17 protein-coding genes are annotated in these 15,318 nt (G+C 38.7%); all 17 read right to left on the reverse strand.

The genetic code is table 11. From position 1 onward, the window contains the following. Positions 1-13: 13 nt before the first annotated feature. Positions 14-961: a PDC sensor domain-containing protein gene (locus tag I6F10_RS14530; protein ID WP_024603579.1), complete on the reverse strand. Its 948-nt coding sequence runs from the start codon at positions 959-961 to the stop codon at positions 14-16. Positions 962-1,181: 220 nt separating this feature from the next. Continuing rightward, on the reverse strand, positions 1,182-1,397 hold the full coding sequence (locus tag I6F10_RS14535) for an EF-hand domain-containing protein (protein WP_024597051.1): 216 nt from the start codon (positions 1,395-1,397) through the stop codon (positions 1,182-1,184). Between the two features lie 80 nt (positions 1,398-1,477). After that, the gene (locus I6F10_RS14540; RefSeq protein ID WP_024591130.1) at positions 1,478-1,684 is read right to left on the reverse strand and encodes a hypothetical protein; all 207 of its coding nucleotides are present in this window, start codon (positions 1,682-1,684) and stop codon (positions 1,478-1,480) included. Between the two features lie 169 nt (positions 1,685-1,853). Next, positions 1,854-2,066, reverse strand: a complete 213-nt coding sequence (locus I6F10_RS14545; protein ID WP_165744024.1) for a calmodulin — start codon at positions 2,064-2,066, stop codon at positions 1,854-1,856. Positions 2,067-2,663: 597 nt separating this feature from the next. Then, complete coding sequence (locus I6F10_RS14550) at positions 2,664-2,879, reverse strand: TIGR02450 family Trp-rich protein (protein ID WP_002958506.1); 216 nt, start codon at positions 2,877-2,879, stop codon at positions 2,664-2,666. A gap of 80 nt (positions 2,880-2,959) precedes the next feature. Beyond that, positions 2,960-3,313, reverse strand: coding sequence for a cupredoxin domain-containing protein (locus I6F10_RS14555; RefSeq protein ID WP_165744023.1), 354 nt, complete (start codon positions 3,311-3,313; stop codon positions 2,960-2,962). 20 nt (positions 3,314-3,333) lie between these two features. Beyond that, positions 3,334-5,580: a heavy metal translocating P-type ATPase gene (locus tag I6F10_RS14560; protein WP_165744022.1), complete on the reverse strand. Its 2,247-nt coding sequence runs from the start codon at positions 5,578-5,580 to the stop codon at positions 3,334-3,336. After that, entirely contained in the window at positions 5,570-6,013 is a 444-nt protein-coding gene (locus I6F10_RS14565; protein ID WP_165744021.1) for a MerR family transcriptional regulator, read from the reverse strand. The genes I6F10_RS14560 and I6F10_RS14565 overlap by 11 nt, the downstream gene beginning before the upstream one ends. Before the next feature lie 508 nt (positions 6,014-6,521). Further along, on the reverse strand, positions 6,522-7,019 hold the full coding sequence (locus I6F10_RS14570; protein WP_024595964.1) for a DUF2059 domain-containing protein: 498 nt from the start codon (positions 7,017-7,019) through the stop codon (positions 6,522-6,524). 130 nt (positions 7,020-7,149) lie between these two features. Continuing rightward, positions 7,150-7,482, reverse strand: a complete 333-nt coding sequence (locus I6F10_RS14575; protein WP_165744020.1) for a Na+/H+ antiporter subunit G — start codon at positions 7,480-7,482, stop codon at positions 7,150-7,152. 9 nt (positions 7,483-7,491) lie between these two features. Further along, positions 7,492-7,761 (reverse strand): K+/H+ antiporter subunit F, encoded by a 270-nt coding sequence (locus tag I6F10_RS14580; RefSeq protein WP_007378493.1) that lies wholly within the window; start codon positions 7,759-7,761, stop codon positions 7,492-7,494. After that, on the reverse strand, positions 7,755-8,291 hold the full coding sequence (locus I6F10_RS14585; protein WP_002958499.1) for a Na+/H+ antiporter subunit E: 537 nt from the start codon (positions 8,289-8,291) through the stop codon (positions 7,755-7,757). The genes I6F10_RS14580 and I6F10_RS14585 overlap by 7 nt, the downstream gene beginning before the upstream one ends. Then, positions 8,291-9,808 (reverse strand): monovalent cation/H+ antiporter subunit D, encoded by a 1,518-nt coding sequence (locus tag I6F10_RS14590; RefSeq protein ID WP_197099062.1) that lies wholly within the window; start codon positions 9,806-9,808, stop codon positions 8,291-8,293. Before I6F10_RS14590 ends, I6F10_RS14585 begins: the two co-directional genes overlap by 1 nt. After that, the gene (locus I6F10_RS14595; RefSeq protein WP_010554685.1) at positions 9,805-10,158 is read right to left on the reverse strand and encodes a Na+/H+ antiporter subunit C; all 354 of its coding nucleotides are present in this window, start codon (positions 10,156-10,158) and stop codon (positions 9,805-9,807) included. Before I6F10_RS14595 ends, I6F10_RS14590 begins: the two co-directional genes overlap by 4 nt. Beyond that, entirely contained in the window at positions 10,158-12,950 is a 2,793-nt protein-coding gene (locus tag I6F10_RS14600; RefSeq protein ID WP_024603510.1) for a monovalent cation/H+ antiporter subunit A, read from the reverse strand. The genes I6F10_RS14595 and I6F10_RS14600 overlap by 1 nt, the downstream gene beginning before the upstream one ends. A gap of 215 nt (positions 12,951-13,165) precedes the next feature. After that, entirely contained in the window at positions 13,166-14,341 is a 1,176-nt protein-coding gene (locus I6F10_RS14605) for a hypothetical protein (RefSeq protein WP_024606293.1), read from the reverse strand. Continuing rightward, entirely contained in the window at positions 14,328-15,206 is an 879-nt protein-coding gene (nlpI, locus tag I6F10_RS14610) for a lipoprotein NlpI (protein WP_024606292.1), read from the reverse strand. Before nlpI ends, I6F10_RS14605 begins: the two co-directional genes overlap by 14 nt. Positions 15,207-15,318 lie beyond the last annotated feature (112 nt).

Below are 15,318 nucleotides of genomic sequence, written 5' to 3' on the forward strand. Positions count from 1 at the left end.
TATAAAAATCCTCCTACTTGGAGGATTTTTGTTTTAAACGAGCGCGCATTAATAGCGTTTCGGCCTTTGCCCCTAAATAAACATAAATAGCCAGTGCAATTAAAAGCCCTACCACTGCCAGCATCATCGCTATGGCAGGCATTAAATACTCCGATTGCCCCAACGCCGCTTTAAACATAGTTAACAGCGCCTCAATTGATATAGCAATCAATACAGTAGAGATAAACCGTGTAATAGTGCGCCGCGTAGACGAGTGCCTAAAAATATCCTTATGCATCAGGATTTCTTCTTCGAGTATTGTTTTACCTAAATCAAATACTGCCAATGCCAAGGTGATGTAAATAATGATACTAAAGGGTTCAAGTGGGTCTGATGAGGTATCTACATGGGTTAATAGAGCGTATATATCACTAAAAACGATATTTAGTAAAAATAATACTAAGCAAAATAAGCACGCCACAATAATACCGTAACCCGCCTTGAAGTAAGGCGACATATTAGCGCGCGCAGTATCACCCATTACAAACTCAATAAGCTGCGTTAAGCTCACATCAACGACCAAGTAATGTTGATTATTAATTGGTTTTTTTAGCTCTTTAATCGCCGATATACATAAATGGTTAGTCGCTATAGAAATATAGGGATCAGTAAAGCACACTTTATCACTTGCTTTAGCGTTCAAAAAATAGGGTCGCTCACTTAAATCTTGTTGATTACCACTTTCACCTAATTTTTTGCTGTATGCGCGTTTAAAGCAGACATTATTACCTTGCTGCAAACCTTCTGCATTCAAACAATATTGTAATTCTAAAAATGGGTACTGCTTAATCAAATAGCGGGTATCACGCTCTTTAGTTAATCCGTCCTCAATACTCATTAAAATAGATTCAAGTAAACTGTGTATTACATGCTCATATTCGTGGTAGCGCTCAACACTACTGATATAACTCATCCGCGCCATTTAAAATACTCATTAACCTAAGTTATAAATAGAGTTGCAAGTTTAAAACCAAAAATAAAATAACTTAATAATCAGTAACTTGACACTATTCAAACTCAACTTTTGCACTACTTTGGTGACTAAATAGTAATATATTAAATTAAATGCACAAAAAAGCAGCTAAGTATTAATTACTTAGCTGCTTTGTGAGTATGACTGGTAAGGTTCTACATAGAGCTTATTACTGAACCTTCGAAAACTCTTCTTTAGATAACTCGCCATTTCCATCTGTATCTAATTGATCAAAAAGCTGTACTAGTTGCGAGTTTACTTGGGCTTCTGTTTTGCTAATTACGCCGTCGCCATCTGTATCAAAAGAATCAAAATCTACCGCAGCAAACGCCGCTGAAGAAGAAGCTAGGGCGACAAGAGCTAGAGTTTTATGTAATGTTTTCATAATCGTTTCCTTAGGCTTTGGGCCTGATTAGGGGTAAGAAGTCCTTTTCAAAGATCCTTTAGGAGTAAAGTGTCTATAAATTAATATTCAAAAAAATCATTTTCTGTCGGACCACCGCTACTTTGAACATTCAGCTCGTCAAATTGCTCTATCACTTGCGCCGATTCTTCAGAGCGACTAATTGAAGCGTTGTCGTCTGCGTCGAGTGTTTCAAAGTCTGTGTTTGCAAATACTACTGACGAAGAAACAATAGCCATAAGTACAAATGTTGATTGTAGCTTTTTCATAATTTAATCCTTCAAAAGTATGCGGTGTCCTAAATAAATTTGCTCTATAGTGCTCTCTAGTCACTTCCTGGTTATTCTTTTTAGTAGGCTCCCTTGCCTACTTAGGTTGTCTTTGGCAACTCAGAATTTAGATAACATCACAGAGCATTAACTGCTTAAGGCTTTAATTTTAGGCCTTAGAAAACTCATCTTCAGATAGCTCACCATCTTGATTTGTATCGAGTTCTTCAAATTTGCTTAAAAGCTCAGCATCTACTGAAGCTTCGGCTTGGCTGATTGCGCTATTACCATCTACGTCTAGCGTATCAAAATCTGTTGCTGCAAAAGCCGCTGATGAAGAAGCTAGCGCCATTAGTACTAATGTTGATTGAAATGTTTTCATAATAGTATTCCTTCATTGGGTTGTTGCGATTAAGGCCTTTGGCTTTCATCACGTTTTGCTTAATACACTCTAGGTATTACAACTTCGGTGCCACTTTTTATTTATTACTTAAAAACAATGAGTTAAATGATATAAAGCGAGAAAAGCTTAATTTGGGGAGGTGTTATTGTTGCTATTTAGCAACAGCCATTTAACTAAAAATAGTAAACCATTATAAATCAATTGGTTAAGTTTAATTAAAAAGACACACTTTTGCTAAAAAGCCAATAAGGGGGCGTTTAGGTTAGTCTTCAAAATAAACTGAATATGAACATGGAAATTACATAGGATTTATTTGCGGCTATTAAACAATTAATTTATTTATAATCAGTAAGTTATATTGTTTTTGAAATTTATTATAAAAATTTTGGAAAGATATTTTGAAATTAACTGTTTTGTTGCCAAATGGCGAATTTATCTAGGAAGGTTTCAATGCTAAAGCTAAGTTGTAGCATTAAACTCATAATTTAATGCGCTGTAAAGCATAGGTTCGCTTGAGTTAAACAAACCTACATCGTGTGCCAGCTATTGGAGTGAGGTAAATTATATAGATTTAAACTACTTCCACCCTTGCAGCCACTTTTGGTTATCTTTTAAATCTCGCCAACTAATTGGATATTGATTTTTTGACATAACAGCCTCAGTAATACATTCAATTACATTGCCGTCTTCATCAAATTCCACCTCAACAATAATGAAGTGTTTTTCTTTATTTATAGCAGGTGTTGCGGTCCATTTACTATTCAATAATTTTTTAGGGTTTAGTTTATTCATTTAGTATAACGACTCCTACTCATCTATTTATACAGCTTATATAAGGCAATTATACGACCCCAACACCTACTTAGCTCAGATTACTGAGCAACTAGCTTGCCTTTGTACATTTGCATTTGGCAATGAAAGTCATACTCACCGGCTTCAAGCACAGGTAGTTTAACCGTATTGCCATCACCCATTGCCAGCGTTTTACTTATATCAAGCTGTGGAAATACCACTGTTTCGGCGCACGGCGCGCTGTCTTTTCTATCAAAGGTAAGTACAACCTCTTTGTTGGCTGCCACCTTAATGTGTCCTGGCTTATAAACACCGTTATCAACGACTATTGTTTCTTTGTTGTCATCACTTTGTGTTTGCTCTGGTTTGTATAGCCAAAACCAATAAATAATTGCAGCTATTAACAGTGCACCACCTATATTAATCATCAACATAATGTACTCCTTAGCTTAAATTACGATTTATTTGGTTTGAAAAAACGTAAGCGATTAGCGTTACTTACCACTGTAAGCGATGAAAGTGCCATAGCTGCACCTGCAACAACAGGGTTAAGTAGGATGCCAAAAAATGGATACAACACGCCGGCTGCAATCGGAATACCCGCCACGTTATAAATAAAGGCACCAAATAGGTTTTGTTTAATATTTGAAATAGTTGCATTACTCACTGCAATTGCATCAGCAAGACCATGTAACGAACCACGCATTAAGGTAATGTCTGCACTTTCTATTGCAACATCGGTACCTGTACCAATTGCAAATCCTACGTCGGCTTGTGCAAGTGCGGGAGCATCGTTAATACCATCACCTGTCATACCCACTATTTCACCATTTGCTTGGCGTTTTGTTACTTCGTTTACTTTATCATCGGGCATTACTTCTGCAATAAAGTCATCAATACCAACTTGTTTAGCAACGGCTTGTGCAGTGGCTTTGTTGTCACCTGTTAGCATAACTAGGTGGATACCTTTATCTTGCAGGCGTTTAATAGCTTCAACTGAATCCTCTTTAATTGGATCGGCTACTGCAATAATAGCGTGGAGCTTATTATTACTTGCAAAATACATGGGCGTTTTAGCATCACTGGCAAGTGTTTGAGCTTGCTCGGTTGCATCATCAACGGCTACATCGTATTTATCCATTAGCGCTTTATTACCAAACAACAATGTTTGCCCGTCAACACTGCCAGTGACACCTTTACCTGTAATTGCGTTAAAGTCAGCTACTTTACTTAAAGTTAACCCCTGCTTTTTAGCATGTCCCGTAATTGCTTCTGCCAATGGATGCTCTGAGCTACTTTCAAGGCTTGCAACACGTTGCATTACTGTATTTTCATCACTGTTGTTAAACGTAACTACATCGGTAACTTGCGGTGTGCCTTGAGTAATAGTGCCTGTTTTATCTAAAATCATGGTGGTGATTTTAGATGTTGTTTGCAGCGACTCACCATTTCGAATTAATATTCCTGACTCTGCAGCTTTACCAATACCCACCATAACCGACATAGGGGTTGCGAGCCCTAGCGCACAAGGACAAGCAATAATAAGTACAGTGGTAACCGCAACAACGGCATAAGCAATTGATGGCTCAGGTCCAAAGTTTAACCATGCAAGGCCTGCAAGCACCGCAATAATCATGACTGTTGGTACAAATATTCCTGATATAACATCAGCTAAGCGCCCTATTGATGGCTTTGAGTTTTGTGCACGCTTTACCATATTGATAATATTGGCAAGTGTGGTTTCGCTACCAATGTGCGTGGCTTTAAATAATAAAGTGCCACTTTTATTAATACTTCCGGCAATGACTTTGTCGCCCGTTTTTTTGCTTACAGCCATTGGCTCACCAGTAAGCATTGACTCATCAACCGTACTGCTGCCTTCAATAACATCGCCATCCACAGGGATTTTTTCACCCGGGCGTACGCGTACTTCATCATTTTTTACAACATCACTAATGTCGATGTCTTGCTCTTGGTCATCGCGAATTACGCGTGCAGTTTTTGGTTGCAGGCCAATTAAGCGTTTAATTGCTTGTGAGGTGCGCCCACGTGCTTTTACTTCAAAAGCGAGCCCTAAACTAATTAAACCGATGATCATCGATGATGCTTCAAAATATACGTGTCTTGCGACTTGTGGTAATAAGTTTGGTGCGATTACCACAAACATTGAATACAACCACGCAGTACCTGTACCAAGCGCTATTAATGTATCCATATTGGCAGCATGGTTTTTGAATGCCTGCCAAGCACCGTTGTAAAATTGCTTACCTGATATAGCCATAACCACGAGCGTGACTATACCCACTAAAAACCAGGCTATTCGTTGTGTCTCGGTGGTCACACTCATATCAAAAATAAGCCCGTATATCATTAACGGTGCACCGACTCCTAACGCTAATATCATATTACGCATTAGCTTTTTGTAATGTGCCTCGTCCGACTTTGCTTTTTCATCAAGTGCATCTTGATCAGACTCGTTACTCATTGGCTTAGCTGAATAACCAATGTTTTCGACTGCTTTAATAAGCGTGCTTTCGCGGGCTTTACCTTCTACACGTACTGTACGCTGTGCAAAGTTCATTTCTACATTTTGCGCACCTTGCACGCTATTAAGGGCTTTTTCAATTTTAGCCACACAACTGCCGCAATTAGCACCTTCAATAATAAAGTTTTGCGCGGTGTCTTTTGTATTAGTCGTCATTACGCTGCTCCTTATTTGCAGAATCGTTTATTGGATCAACAAAAGATTCTATTAAACTACATACGTCACTGGCATTTGCACCATCGGCTGATGTATCCCATTGCGCCAGAGCTGCATGCATTCTGTTTCGTAATTTTAATGTTTCTTGAAATAGTGCTTCGGTTTCTTCTAGGCGTTTAGTAATGAGTTTTCGCGTTAACGGACAAGGACAATTCCCTTGCTCTGACTCGCCTATAATGTGTTGAATATCTTTGAGTGAAAAACCAAGTTGACGCGCACTAATAATAAACTTTAAACGTTGCTGGTCTTGCTTTGTATATTCTTGATAGCCATTTTCTTCACTGCGTATTGGGTTAAGTAACCCAATACGTGTGTAATGACGAACAGTATCGGCAGTCACGCCCATTAATTTGGCAAGTTGTTTAACATACATAATTTAGCTCCGTCGTGTTTCAATAGCTTCATAATAAACCTAGGTGCAACACATAGGTCAATGGCTATTTTAAAACTAACGAAATAATACTAATTGGCTCAATTAAGTGCTCTATTTAAGACAATAAATCGAGTGGATAACAGAGCAAAGGTTTCGTTATTTAGTTGTTATTATTAATTGCCCCTGCATCCATGCAGTCGTATCTCAAAAATGTTTAACGCAGTTAGCGCCGAATTTATTCCCTCAAATTGATTATGTATTGTTGCTCATTGGCATAATGACACAAACATAATTAACTTAAGCTGATATTGGCCGTGTATTATCTGAAGGGAATGTAATTTAGCAGAGAAGCGCCTAAGTAAGGCGCGTATTAATGTAAGGGCGTGTTGATCATTGGTGATTTAATTTATGCAGACTGTTTGGTCTTTAGGCAAGGCAGAGCCTATGTTGTGTGGTTATCCCCCATAAACAGGCGATAACGCAGCATAAATACCAAATATGCGCTGCCCTAGTTTGATTCGCTACGGCTTTGCTCTAATTCGTCGCTTAGTTGCTGCGCTAAAGTTTGTATTTTAGGCATAGCATCTTTCATTAAGCTTTGTGACATTTGCATAGACTCTTGCATTACAACAGGCATTTTTTCAAGTATTTTTTGCCCTGTATCTGTTTTATAAAACGCTAACATATCGGCAATCTCTTGCTCACTAAAATGCTTGTCGTATACATTGACCATCATTGGCTGCATTTTAGCCCAGCTCATTTCGGTTTTTAATACCGTCGTCATGTCGCCGTAGTACTTATCAAAAATAGCTTGCTCAGAAGGCTTAACACCCATTTGGTCTGACATGCCTTTCATCATACCTTCAACCTGGCCGTACATAGAATCAACCATTGAATCTAAATTCATTACACTAATGAGTTCATCTATTTTTTGCTGCTTAGTATTTTGTTCAGCATATAAACTACTAGAAAAAATTAGCAATGATAAAAGTAGTACCTTACCCATAATAATATCCTTTCATATAAATAATGGATTTATAGTCACATGAATAATTTGTATTGTAAAGGGTACAAGCAATCATTAAAAAGGCCGAATAAAATGAATTTATTCGGCCTTTTATAAATTAATTTTTGCGTTAGTCGTCTTCTACATTATCTAGGCCTTTAGTGCCTTCTTTGGCTTTTAGCTTATGATGAATAGCTGACTTTATTAGCATGTAACCACTAATCGGTGCTGTAATTAGTAAAAATATAGTGATGAGTATTTCTTTAACACTTAGGCCATGCTCTGAACTTGCAAAATAAACCATAGCCGCAATTAACATACTCGCCATGCCTAACGTGGTTGCTTTAGTTGGTCCATGCAAACGCATAAAAAAGTCAGGTAGTTTAATTAAACCTATTGAGCCAATTAAAATAAACGTACCACCAAATAACAATAATACTGATACAACCCATTCGCTGATCATGTTTTCACCTTATTCAATTATATCGCCACGTAGTAAATACTTACACACTGCAACCGTACTTATAAAGCCGAGCATGGCAATGAGCAGTGCAGCTTCAAAATAAAGCCCTGTATCCATACTAATGCTGTATAAAATAATCAGTGCGATGACGTTAATGTACATAGTATCGAGCGCTAAAACACGGTCAGGCACTGACGGACCGATGATCAATCGCCATAAATTAAGCAATAATGATAAGCCAATCATCGAAAAAACAATGAGTAATACGGTGTCTAACATTGAAATATCTCCTTTAGTGGAGCTTCGTAGCGTTGTTTTATTTGTTTGATAAGTGCTTCTTCATCTTTAAGGTCAAGCACATGTATCAGTAAGTAGCGTTGCGTTGGCTCTTCACCTTCAGGTAACGACTCAGCAATTGGATAAACTTCTGCACTCACAGTACCAGGTGTAAGCGATACACAACTAGCCAATATAGTAATTGGCATGTCGTGTGTTAAATCTATAGGAACTTTTATAAAGGCCGGACGCAATTTTTTTGATGGCCCAAGTATAAGTAAAGCCACTTGTAAATTTGCAACAACAATATCGTACAGCACTATAAGTAACTGCTTAAGCGCCAAGCCTGGCTTTAAAATCAGTGGCTGAGGGTCTCGAAACGAAAAACTTAATATAGGGATGAGTATCGCAAAAATAGTCGCTAATACTAAGTGCCCTACCGATACGCTATTGTTTAACAATAACCAAACCATAAACAAAAATAAGCTACGAAATGGCGTTGGTAACCAACGAAAACGGGCTTGTAATCTCATCACATGCCTCCTTTAAGTACAGCATTAATACCGCCGCTTAGATCATGTAACTGAGTAGCAGCATTTAGCATATATTCACTTATTGGTCCGCCCAAAATAACGAGCAATGGCGAACATGCAAGTAAAGCTATAATTACAATTACCTGCACCGGGTGTGCACTTGCACAATCGGCATTTTCGCTATTTTTGCTTCTATGCTCCCAGAACAAAGTTGTGCCCGCGCGCGAAAGCGCTACTAGCAACGCAAAACTTGTTACTAAATATACTGGCCAAAATAATAAAGCTTGCTCACTGTTTAATGTCGCTTTAAGTATCCAAATTTTACCTACAAAGCCTGACAGTGGTGGCATACCAACTACCGTTAAAGACGCAATAATAAAGCACACACCTAATAAAAATGGCTGTTTTACAGAGCGACCTGCTACTAGTCTATCGCCAACTTTACCGCGCTGGATTGAAACTAAGTCTGCTAGTAAAAATAGTGCGGCACTAACAAGTGTTGAATGCACTAAATAATATAAAAGTGCAGCAGTGGCATTTACATTTTGCAATGCTATTAGCGCAACCAGCGTACCTACCGATACTAATACTAAGTTAGAGGTGAGTTTACGTAAGTCTTGTGCTGCCATCACACCAATTGCACCTACTATAATGGTCGCAATTGCTAAGCCCCAAAGCCAAGGCTGCGCCATGTGTTCAAGCGCTCCGGCTTGTTCACCAAATATCACCGTATAAACACGAAGCATAGCGTAAACGCCTACTTTGGTCATAATCGCAAACAATGCGGCAACCACAGGTTTAGCACTTGCGTAAGTATTTGGAAGCCATAAATGCAGAGGTAATAGTGCGCCTTTTAAAGCAAATACTATTAATAGTAGTAAGCCACCTGCTTTTGCTAGATATACATCATCACCTGTAAGTAGTGATACCTTTTGCGTCATATCTGCAATATTAAGCGTACCAAGCACACCGTACAAAATACCCAAACCAATTAAAAATACGCTTGAGCCAACTAAATTCAATATTACATATTGCAATGCCGCACGAGTATTTTGTTTATCACCTGCGTGCATTAACAATGCATAAGATGCAATCAGTAGCACTTCAAAAAATACAAATAGGTTAAATAAATCGCCAGTTAAAAACGCGCCATTTACACCTAATATCAAAAAGTGAACAAGTGGGTGATAAAAGCTGCCTTTTTCATCATCGCCAGCACTACCATATAAAATAGCGCCCAAACCTAAAAATGAAGTTAACGTAACCAATAAGGTAGACAACATATCGGCTACTAAGACTATTCCAAATGGTGCAGACCAATTGCCAATAGCGTAAACGTTAATACCTGTATTATTAACATGTACAAGTAAAAGCACACTAATTGCAAAAGTAGCTATTGCCATTACAATTGAAACTAAGCGGCGAATTTTAACGCTTTTACCACATGGCGGTAGCAATAAAATAACAGCCGTCAGCATAGGTAATAAAATAGGGAGCGAAGCTAAATGTTGGATCATTTTTGCTCCTTATTATCTGCCGAGGTGTTAGGCACATAACCATCAACATGGTCGCTACCTAAATCGGCGCGCCCACGTATTGCTAAAATAACCACGAATGCGGTCATCGCAAAACCAATAACAATAGCTGTAAGCACTAAAGCTTGAGGTAATGGGTCGGCGTATTCTGTACCAGTACCAAGCACTACCGCTTTATTAATAGTAAGACGACCTGCTGAAAACAAAAATAAGTTAACAGCATATGAAATCATAGTAAGTCCAAGTACTACAGGGAACGTACGAGCTCTTAGCAGTAAAAACACACCGCAACTGACCAATACTCCAACGCAAGATGCGTACAATAATTCCATTAAATATTTACCTCTTTTTTCTGGGTATCTGCCGTCATATTACCTAAGCTTGCCAAAATCATTAGCGTAGCGCCTACAACCGTTAAGTAAACACCTAGGTCAAATGCAATCGCGCTGGCAAGCTCTGTTTTACCGACAAACGGAATATCAAAGTAGTCAAACCAAGTTGTTAAAAATGGCTTATCAAAGAACCAGCTACCCACACCAGTGAACAGTGAAATACCAATGCCTGAAGCTATGATTTTACGATAATTAACATCAAAACGTCCGTTTATCCATGCTGTACCATGCGCCATGTATTGCAAAATAAACGCGATTGACGTTACCAGTCCTGCAATAAAGCCACCGCCAGGTAAGTTATGTCCGCGTAAGAAAATATATGCAGAAACCAATAACGCAAGCGGTAATAAACTTTGTGAAATACTCGCCAGTAAGATTGGGTGGCGCTCTCGTGCCCATGGGCGCCCTTCGCTGTCACTTGCTGGCATAAATAATGGGATTCGAGAAAGTACTTTAAATATACCTAATGCGGCAATGCCTAATACGGTAATTTCACCAAGCGTATCAAAGCCCCTAAAGTCGACTAAAATAACGTTAACTACATTAGTACCACCGCCACCAATTTTAGCGTTAGCAATAAAGAAGTCTGAGATTGAATCTAATGGACGTGTAAGTAATGCATAACAGATACTCGCTATAACTACACCTAACGTAGAGGCAATTCCTAAATCTCGAAGTACGCGTAATGAACTTGATTCTTTTGGCGTATGCTGGGGTAAGAAAAACAATGCCAGCATAAGTAAAATAATAGTAACAACCTCAACAGTTAACTGTGTAAGTGCTAAATCAGGAGCAGAAAAGCGTGTGAATACAACTGATACCATTAACCCTACGATTGAGAGCATTAACAACGATACCATTCGAGAGCGATGCCAAATAACAGTAGCAAGAGCACCAATAATCAATAAGCCCGCACCAATTGCATTGTGCACATCAACAGGGGTAAGTGGCATGCTGCCAGCAAGTTGTTGCATTTCAAATAATGGCCAACCGGCACACAGTAAGACTACCGCTAACATAATTACTAGGTAGCGCTGCAGCGATCCATTTTCGATACTGCTTACCTTTGACTGACACCAAGCAACAACACTTAAAATTACACGTTCAAACGTCTTTTTAGCATTTAAAGGTGGTAATGATGCTTGAAACTGAAATAAATATTTACGATTAATATAAATAAATAAGCCGCCAGCAATCGCCATTGCACTCATTAATAGAGGCAAGTTAAACCCGTGCCAAATAGCCAATTCGTAAACTGGCATCTCTTTTCCAAGTACAGCTAAAGAGGCCGCAGATAAAATGCCATCAATTGTAAAGTGTGGGAACATACCCACTAGCAAACAAATCACAACTAATATTTCTATTGGTACTCGCATATAACGCGGCGGTTCGTGCGGCGTGCGAGGTAAATCGATTGGTTCACCATTAAAGAACACGTCATGAATAAAGCGTGCGGAGTACGCAACAGCTAATGCGCCTGCAACCGTTGCCAGTACTGGAATTAACCACGACATAGAACCAAGCACTTGCTGATGCAGCGTTTCTGCAAAAAACATTTCTTTAGATAAAAACCCATTAAGTAATGGAACCCCTGCCATTGCAGCCGCCGCGACCATTGCAAGCGTTGCAGTGTATGGTAAGTATCGCCACATACCATTTAATTTACGCATATCGCGCGTGCCTGTTTCATGATCGATAATACCAACGGCCATAAATAACGACGCTTTAAACGTTGCATGGTTAATTATATGAAATATAGCAGCAACAGTCGCAAGCTCAGTATCAAGCCCGAGTAATAGCGTTATTAAACCCAAATGGCTTATTGTTGAGTAGGCTAACAGTCCTTTTAAATCGTGTTTGAATAACGCTATATAAGCACCAAACAACAGCGTAGCTAAACCTGTTAATCCAACAAGTAAGAACCACGTATCGGTGCCAGCTAAAGCCGGATGAAAACGTGCTAACAAAAATATACCGGCTTTTACCATGGTTGCAGAATGTAAATACGCGCTCACTGGTGTAGGCGCTGCCATTGCATGAGGAAGCCAAAAATGAAAAGGAAATTGTGCCGATTTAGTAAACGCACCCAATAGCACCAATACTAATGCTACTTCGTATAAATCGTGAGATTGAATTATTGCTTTACTCGCTAGGATAACATCTAGGTCATAACTACCAACAATATCACCTAATAGCATTAAGCCTGCAAGTAACGCTAAGCCGCCCGCGCCTGTTACAGCAAGTGCCATACGAGCACCCTTTCGCGCTTCAGACTTATGCCACCAAAAACTAATTAATAAAAATGAGCTGATGCTCGTTAATTCCCAAAACAACCACAGCTGAATAACATTGTTAGACATAACAATGCCAAGCATAGCGGTCATAAACAGCATTAAATAACTATATAACTTAGCCATTGAGTCGTTGGCACTGAGGTAGTAACGCGTGTAGAGGATAACGAGCAGGCCTATGCCTAAAATCATAAACATAAACAATAAACTGAGGCCGTCTAACCGCAGAGATAGGTCGAGCCCTATTGACGGGATCCAAGCGAAAGAGTAACGAATGGTTTCGCCCGCTAAAACTGCAGGTGCATGGTATAAAGTTATTCCCAAAGCCGTTAAAGGCGCAAGAGCCGTTAAGCTAGTGCTTAAATTGCGGGATAACTTACCTGTGCATGCAGAAATAACACTGCCAATTAAGGATAACAAGGGTATCCAGAGCAAAGTCATAATGTAGGGCCTTTTATAATCATAAGTTTATCAGGGCATCTCTTTTTAATACTAAGGGATGCTTTTACTGCCTGTTTTTAAACGACATTAATGACTATAGTTATACTGAAAAACACTGATTTTGTCTATAAAAAGCGGTTCTGTATGGGTGTTTTTTAAACATGAACTAACAATTTATTAAGCCTACAAAAACAATTAATTAATACTGATAATTGTTAATTTAATATGGCCTTATTTGCAAATGTAAGCGCGCTGGAGTGGCGATAAGAATTACCATTGGTCATATCTAAATGCTTCAACCAAATCTCTCTATACTGCGCCGAGAGCCCTAACTGCTGATATTGCATAATAGACCAATTTTCACTAGGTTTATATGCAACACCACCTATCTGGCAACTCTTTGCTTTATGCCAGCCTATTGGGGGCGACTCATCATGAGAAATAAATAAATTAGGTGCCACAAAACCCGTTTTTGCACACAACCATGCTTGTTTAGTTTTAGGCAAAGCATATTCATCTTCAAAACCGTTAAAATGCATCAACTCATGCAAAAACACACTGTATTTTGCTTTTGAGTTTATTAGCATTGTTCCTTTAGTAACATTAGCCGTTCCATCTTTTGGCATCATTACTATAAAATCAAAATTGTTAGGAAGCTGGTTATTGAGTTTAGCTGATTGCCAGTCACACTTTGCTATTTGATTAGTGCTACTTTTACACTCAAGCATACCTGCAACGTAAACTGGTTTTGAAAAGCAAAAAATATTTTCACGGGGCTCTGGCTGTTTATTATAAACATTAATAAACTCGGTGAGTTTATATAAGCCACTACGATGATCGCTCATAGTCAGTACGTTAAACATACATTGCTTATTAGGTTTACTTATATTTATTAAAGATGAAAAACCGAGAGCGTGGATAAACTCACTAGATACGTTACTCTGTGGTGTTTTTAACTGAAGTTTTAGATGATTTAGCACATCCCCTGCTGGTAATTTGTTTTTACTAGCGAGTAGTTTTAAATCCCCCCAACGTGAGTGCTCAAGTAACTTTGTTGCTAATATTTTACGCTCTGGGATTGTTAAGTCATTTAATGCTGTGAGCCAAAATTGTTTTGCAGTATCGCTCTGACTGTTTTTAATAAGCTTAAGAGAATACATATATTGGGCTGAAGAAATTTTACTGCGGGCAAGTATAGCTAAAGAGGTATTTGGTAACTGCTCTAAGTGATCAGAAAAATAACCAGGTGATTTCCAATAACTTTGTAGCACATTAGCTTTTGCGTTTAAAACATGCCAAAAGCCAATAGCGCCTAGGTGATTACTCGAGCCTGTAATTAACAAACAACATAGTAATACACCTATTAATTTAAAACGCTTAACTTGCGTCAACACCTTGCATCAACTCAAGCTCTAAACGCGCATATTTGTACTCAATAAACTCGTGTACATTAGTTGCTAGCGCAAGCCTAAAGTAGTCTGATGCTAAATACAGCTCACCAGCTGCTTGATGCATTTTGGCTAAGTAAAAATAAGCTTCACATAAACGCTGCGCATATTCTTGCTCGGTTCTAACACCATCACTAATGCCAGATAAAAATGCATACTCAGTCATATCCCCCGTATAAAGAGAAATTAACTGATACGCCCATTGCGATTCATCAAGTGCTGTTGCATTAGTTTTAAGTGATTCAAGCGCTGCTGCTTTATCTTCTTGTGCACTGGCTAAGTAAACCCATAAAACACGGTATGGATCATTTGGAGAGCGGGCTAAAAACTCATCAAAGTCGTTTTTAGCAAGACCTGCTCTATCACCGTAATAAAGGGCTATGCCTCTATTTAAATAAGCATATTCATGCTCTTCATCAAGCTCAAGGGCTGAATCAAAAAACTCATAGGCTTTTTCGTATTGCTGCATAAGCGTATGTTGAATACCTAGAAAGTTATATACTTCAGCTAAATCAGGTTTAAGCTTTACTGCGCGGTTAAAATCAATACGCGAAAGAGTGGTCATACCTAAACTATCAAAAAGTACACCACGGTCATAATAAAGCTTAGCTTGTTGCTCTTCGCTTAAATCAGCTCTATTCAATAACTCTGAGTAGCGTGCAATGGCAATTTCACTTCTAAAGTCAGAAGCTAAAGGTGCAGTAAATGGCACATTAACAATCGGGGTTGGTTCTGATTCGGTTGTAGTTTGGCAAGCGCTTAAAGACAAAATAGCAAAAGATGCCAAAGCTAAATGTTTGAGTATCATTAAAATCCTTAATACCAAGATATATCGCGATTAATATAAGACAGACCTTGTCCAATAAGGTTTCATTAAAGCATAAAAAAAGGGGCTAAACAGCCCCTTTTTTATCATCTAG

Origin of the sequence: Pseudoalteromonas sp. SWYJZ98, from assembly GCF_015864495.1 — a bacterium.
Lineage (GTDB): Bacteria > Pseudomonadota > Gammaproteobacteria > Enterobacterales > Alteromonadaceae > Pseudoalteromonas > Pseudoalteromonas distincta.

Coding starts and splice junctions, on each gene's coding strand:
- I6F10_RS14530 (WP_024603579.1), bottom strand. CDS start 961: ATGGCGCGGATGAGTTATATCAGTAGTGTTGAGCGCTACCACGAATAT.
- I6F10_RS14535 (WP_024597051.1), bottom strand. CDS start 1,397: ATGAAAACATTACATAAAACTCTAGCTCTTGTCGCCCTAGCTTCTTCT.
- I6F10_RS14540 (WP_024591130.1), bottom strand. CDS start 1,684: ATGAAAAAGCTACAATCAACATTTGTACTTATGGCTATTGTTTCTTCG.
- I6F10_RS14545 (WP_165744024.1), bottom strand. CDS start 2,066: ATGAAAACATTTCAATCAACATTAGTACTAATGGCGCTAGCTTCTTCA.
- I6F10_RS14550 (WP_002958506.1), bottom strand. CDS start 2,879: ATGAATAAACTAAACCCTAAAAAATTATTGAATAGTAAATGGACCGCA.
- I6F10_RS14555 (WP_165744023.1), bottom strand. CDS start 3,313: ATGTTGATGATTAATATAGGTGGTGCACTGTTAATAGCTGCAATTATT.
- I6F10_RS14560 (WP_165744022.1), bottom strand. CDS start 5,580: ATGACGACTAATACAAAAGACACCGCGCAAAACTTTATTATTGAAGGT.
- I6F10_RS14565 (WP_165744021.1), bottom strand. CDS start 6,013: ATGTATGTTAAACAACTTGCCAAATTAATGGGCGTGACTGCCGATACT.
- I6F10_RS14570 (WP_024595964.1), bottom strand. CDS start 7,019: ATGGGTAAGGTACTACTTTTATCATTGCTAATTTTTTCTAGTAGTTTA.
- I6F10_RS14575 (WP_165744020.1), bottom strand. CDS start 7,482: ATGATCAGCGAATGGGTTGTATCAGTATTATTGTTATTTGGTGGTACG.
- I6F10_RS14580 (WP_007378493.1), bottom strand. CDS start 7,761: ATGTTAGACACCGTATTACTCATTGTTTTTTCGATGATTGGCTTATCA.
- I6F10_RS14585 (WP_002958499.1), bottom strand. CDS start 8,291: ATGAGATTACAAGCCCGTTTTCGTTGGTTACCAACGCCATTTCGTAGC.
- I6F10_RS14590 (WP_197099062.1), bottom strand. CDS start 9,808: ATGATCCAACATTTAGCTTCGCTCCCTATTTTATTACCTATGCTGACG.
- I6F10_RS14595 (WP_010554685.1), bottom strand. CDS start 10,158: ATGGAATTATTGTACGCATCTTGCGTTGGAGTATTGGTCAGTTGCGGT.
- I6F10_RS14600 (WP_024603510.1), bottom strand. CDS start 12,950: ATGACTTTGCTCTGGATACCCTTGTTATCCTTAATTGGCAGTGTTATT.
- nlpI (WP_024606292.1), bottom strand. CDS start 15,206: ATGATACTCAAACATTTAGCTTTGGCATCTTTTGCTATTTTGTCTTTA.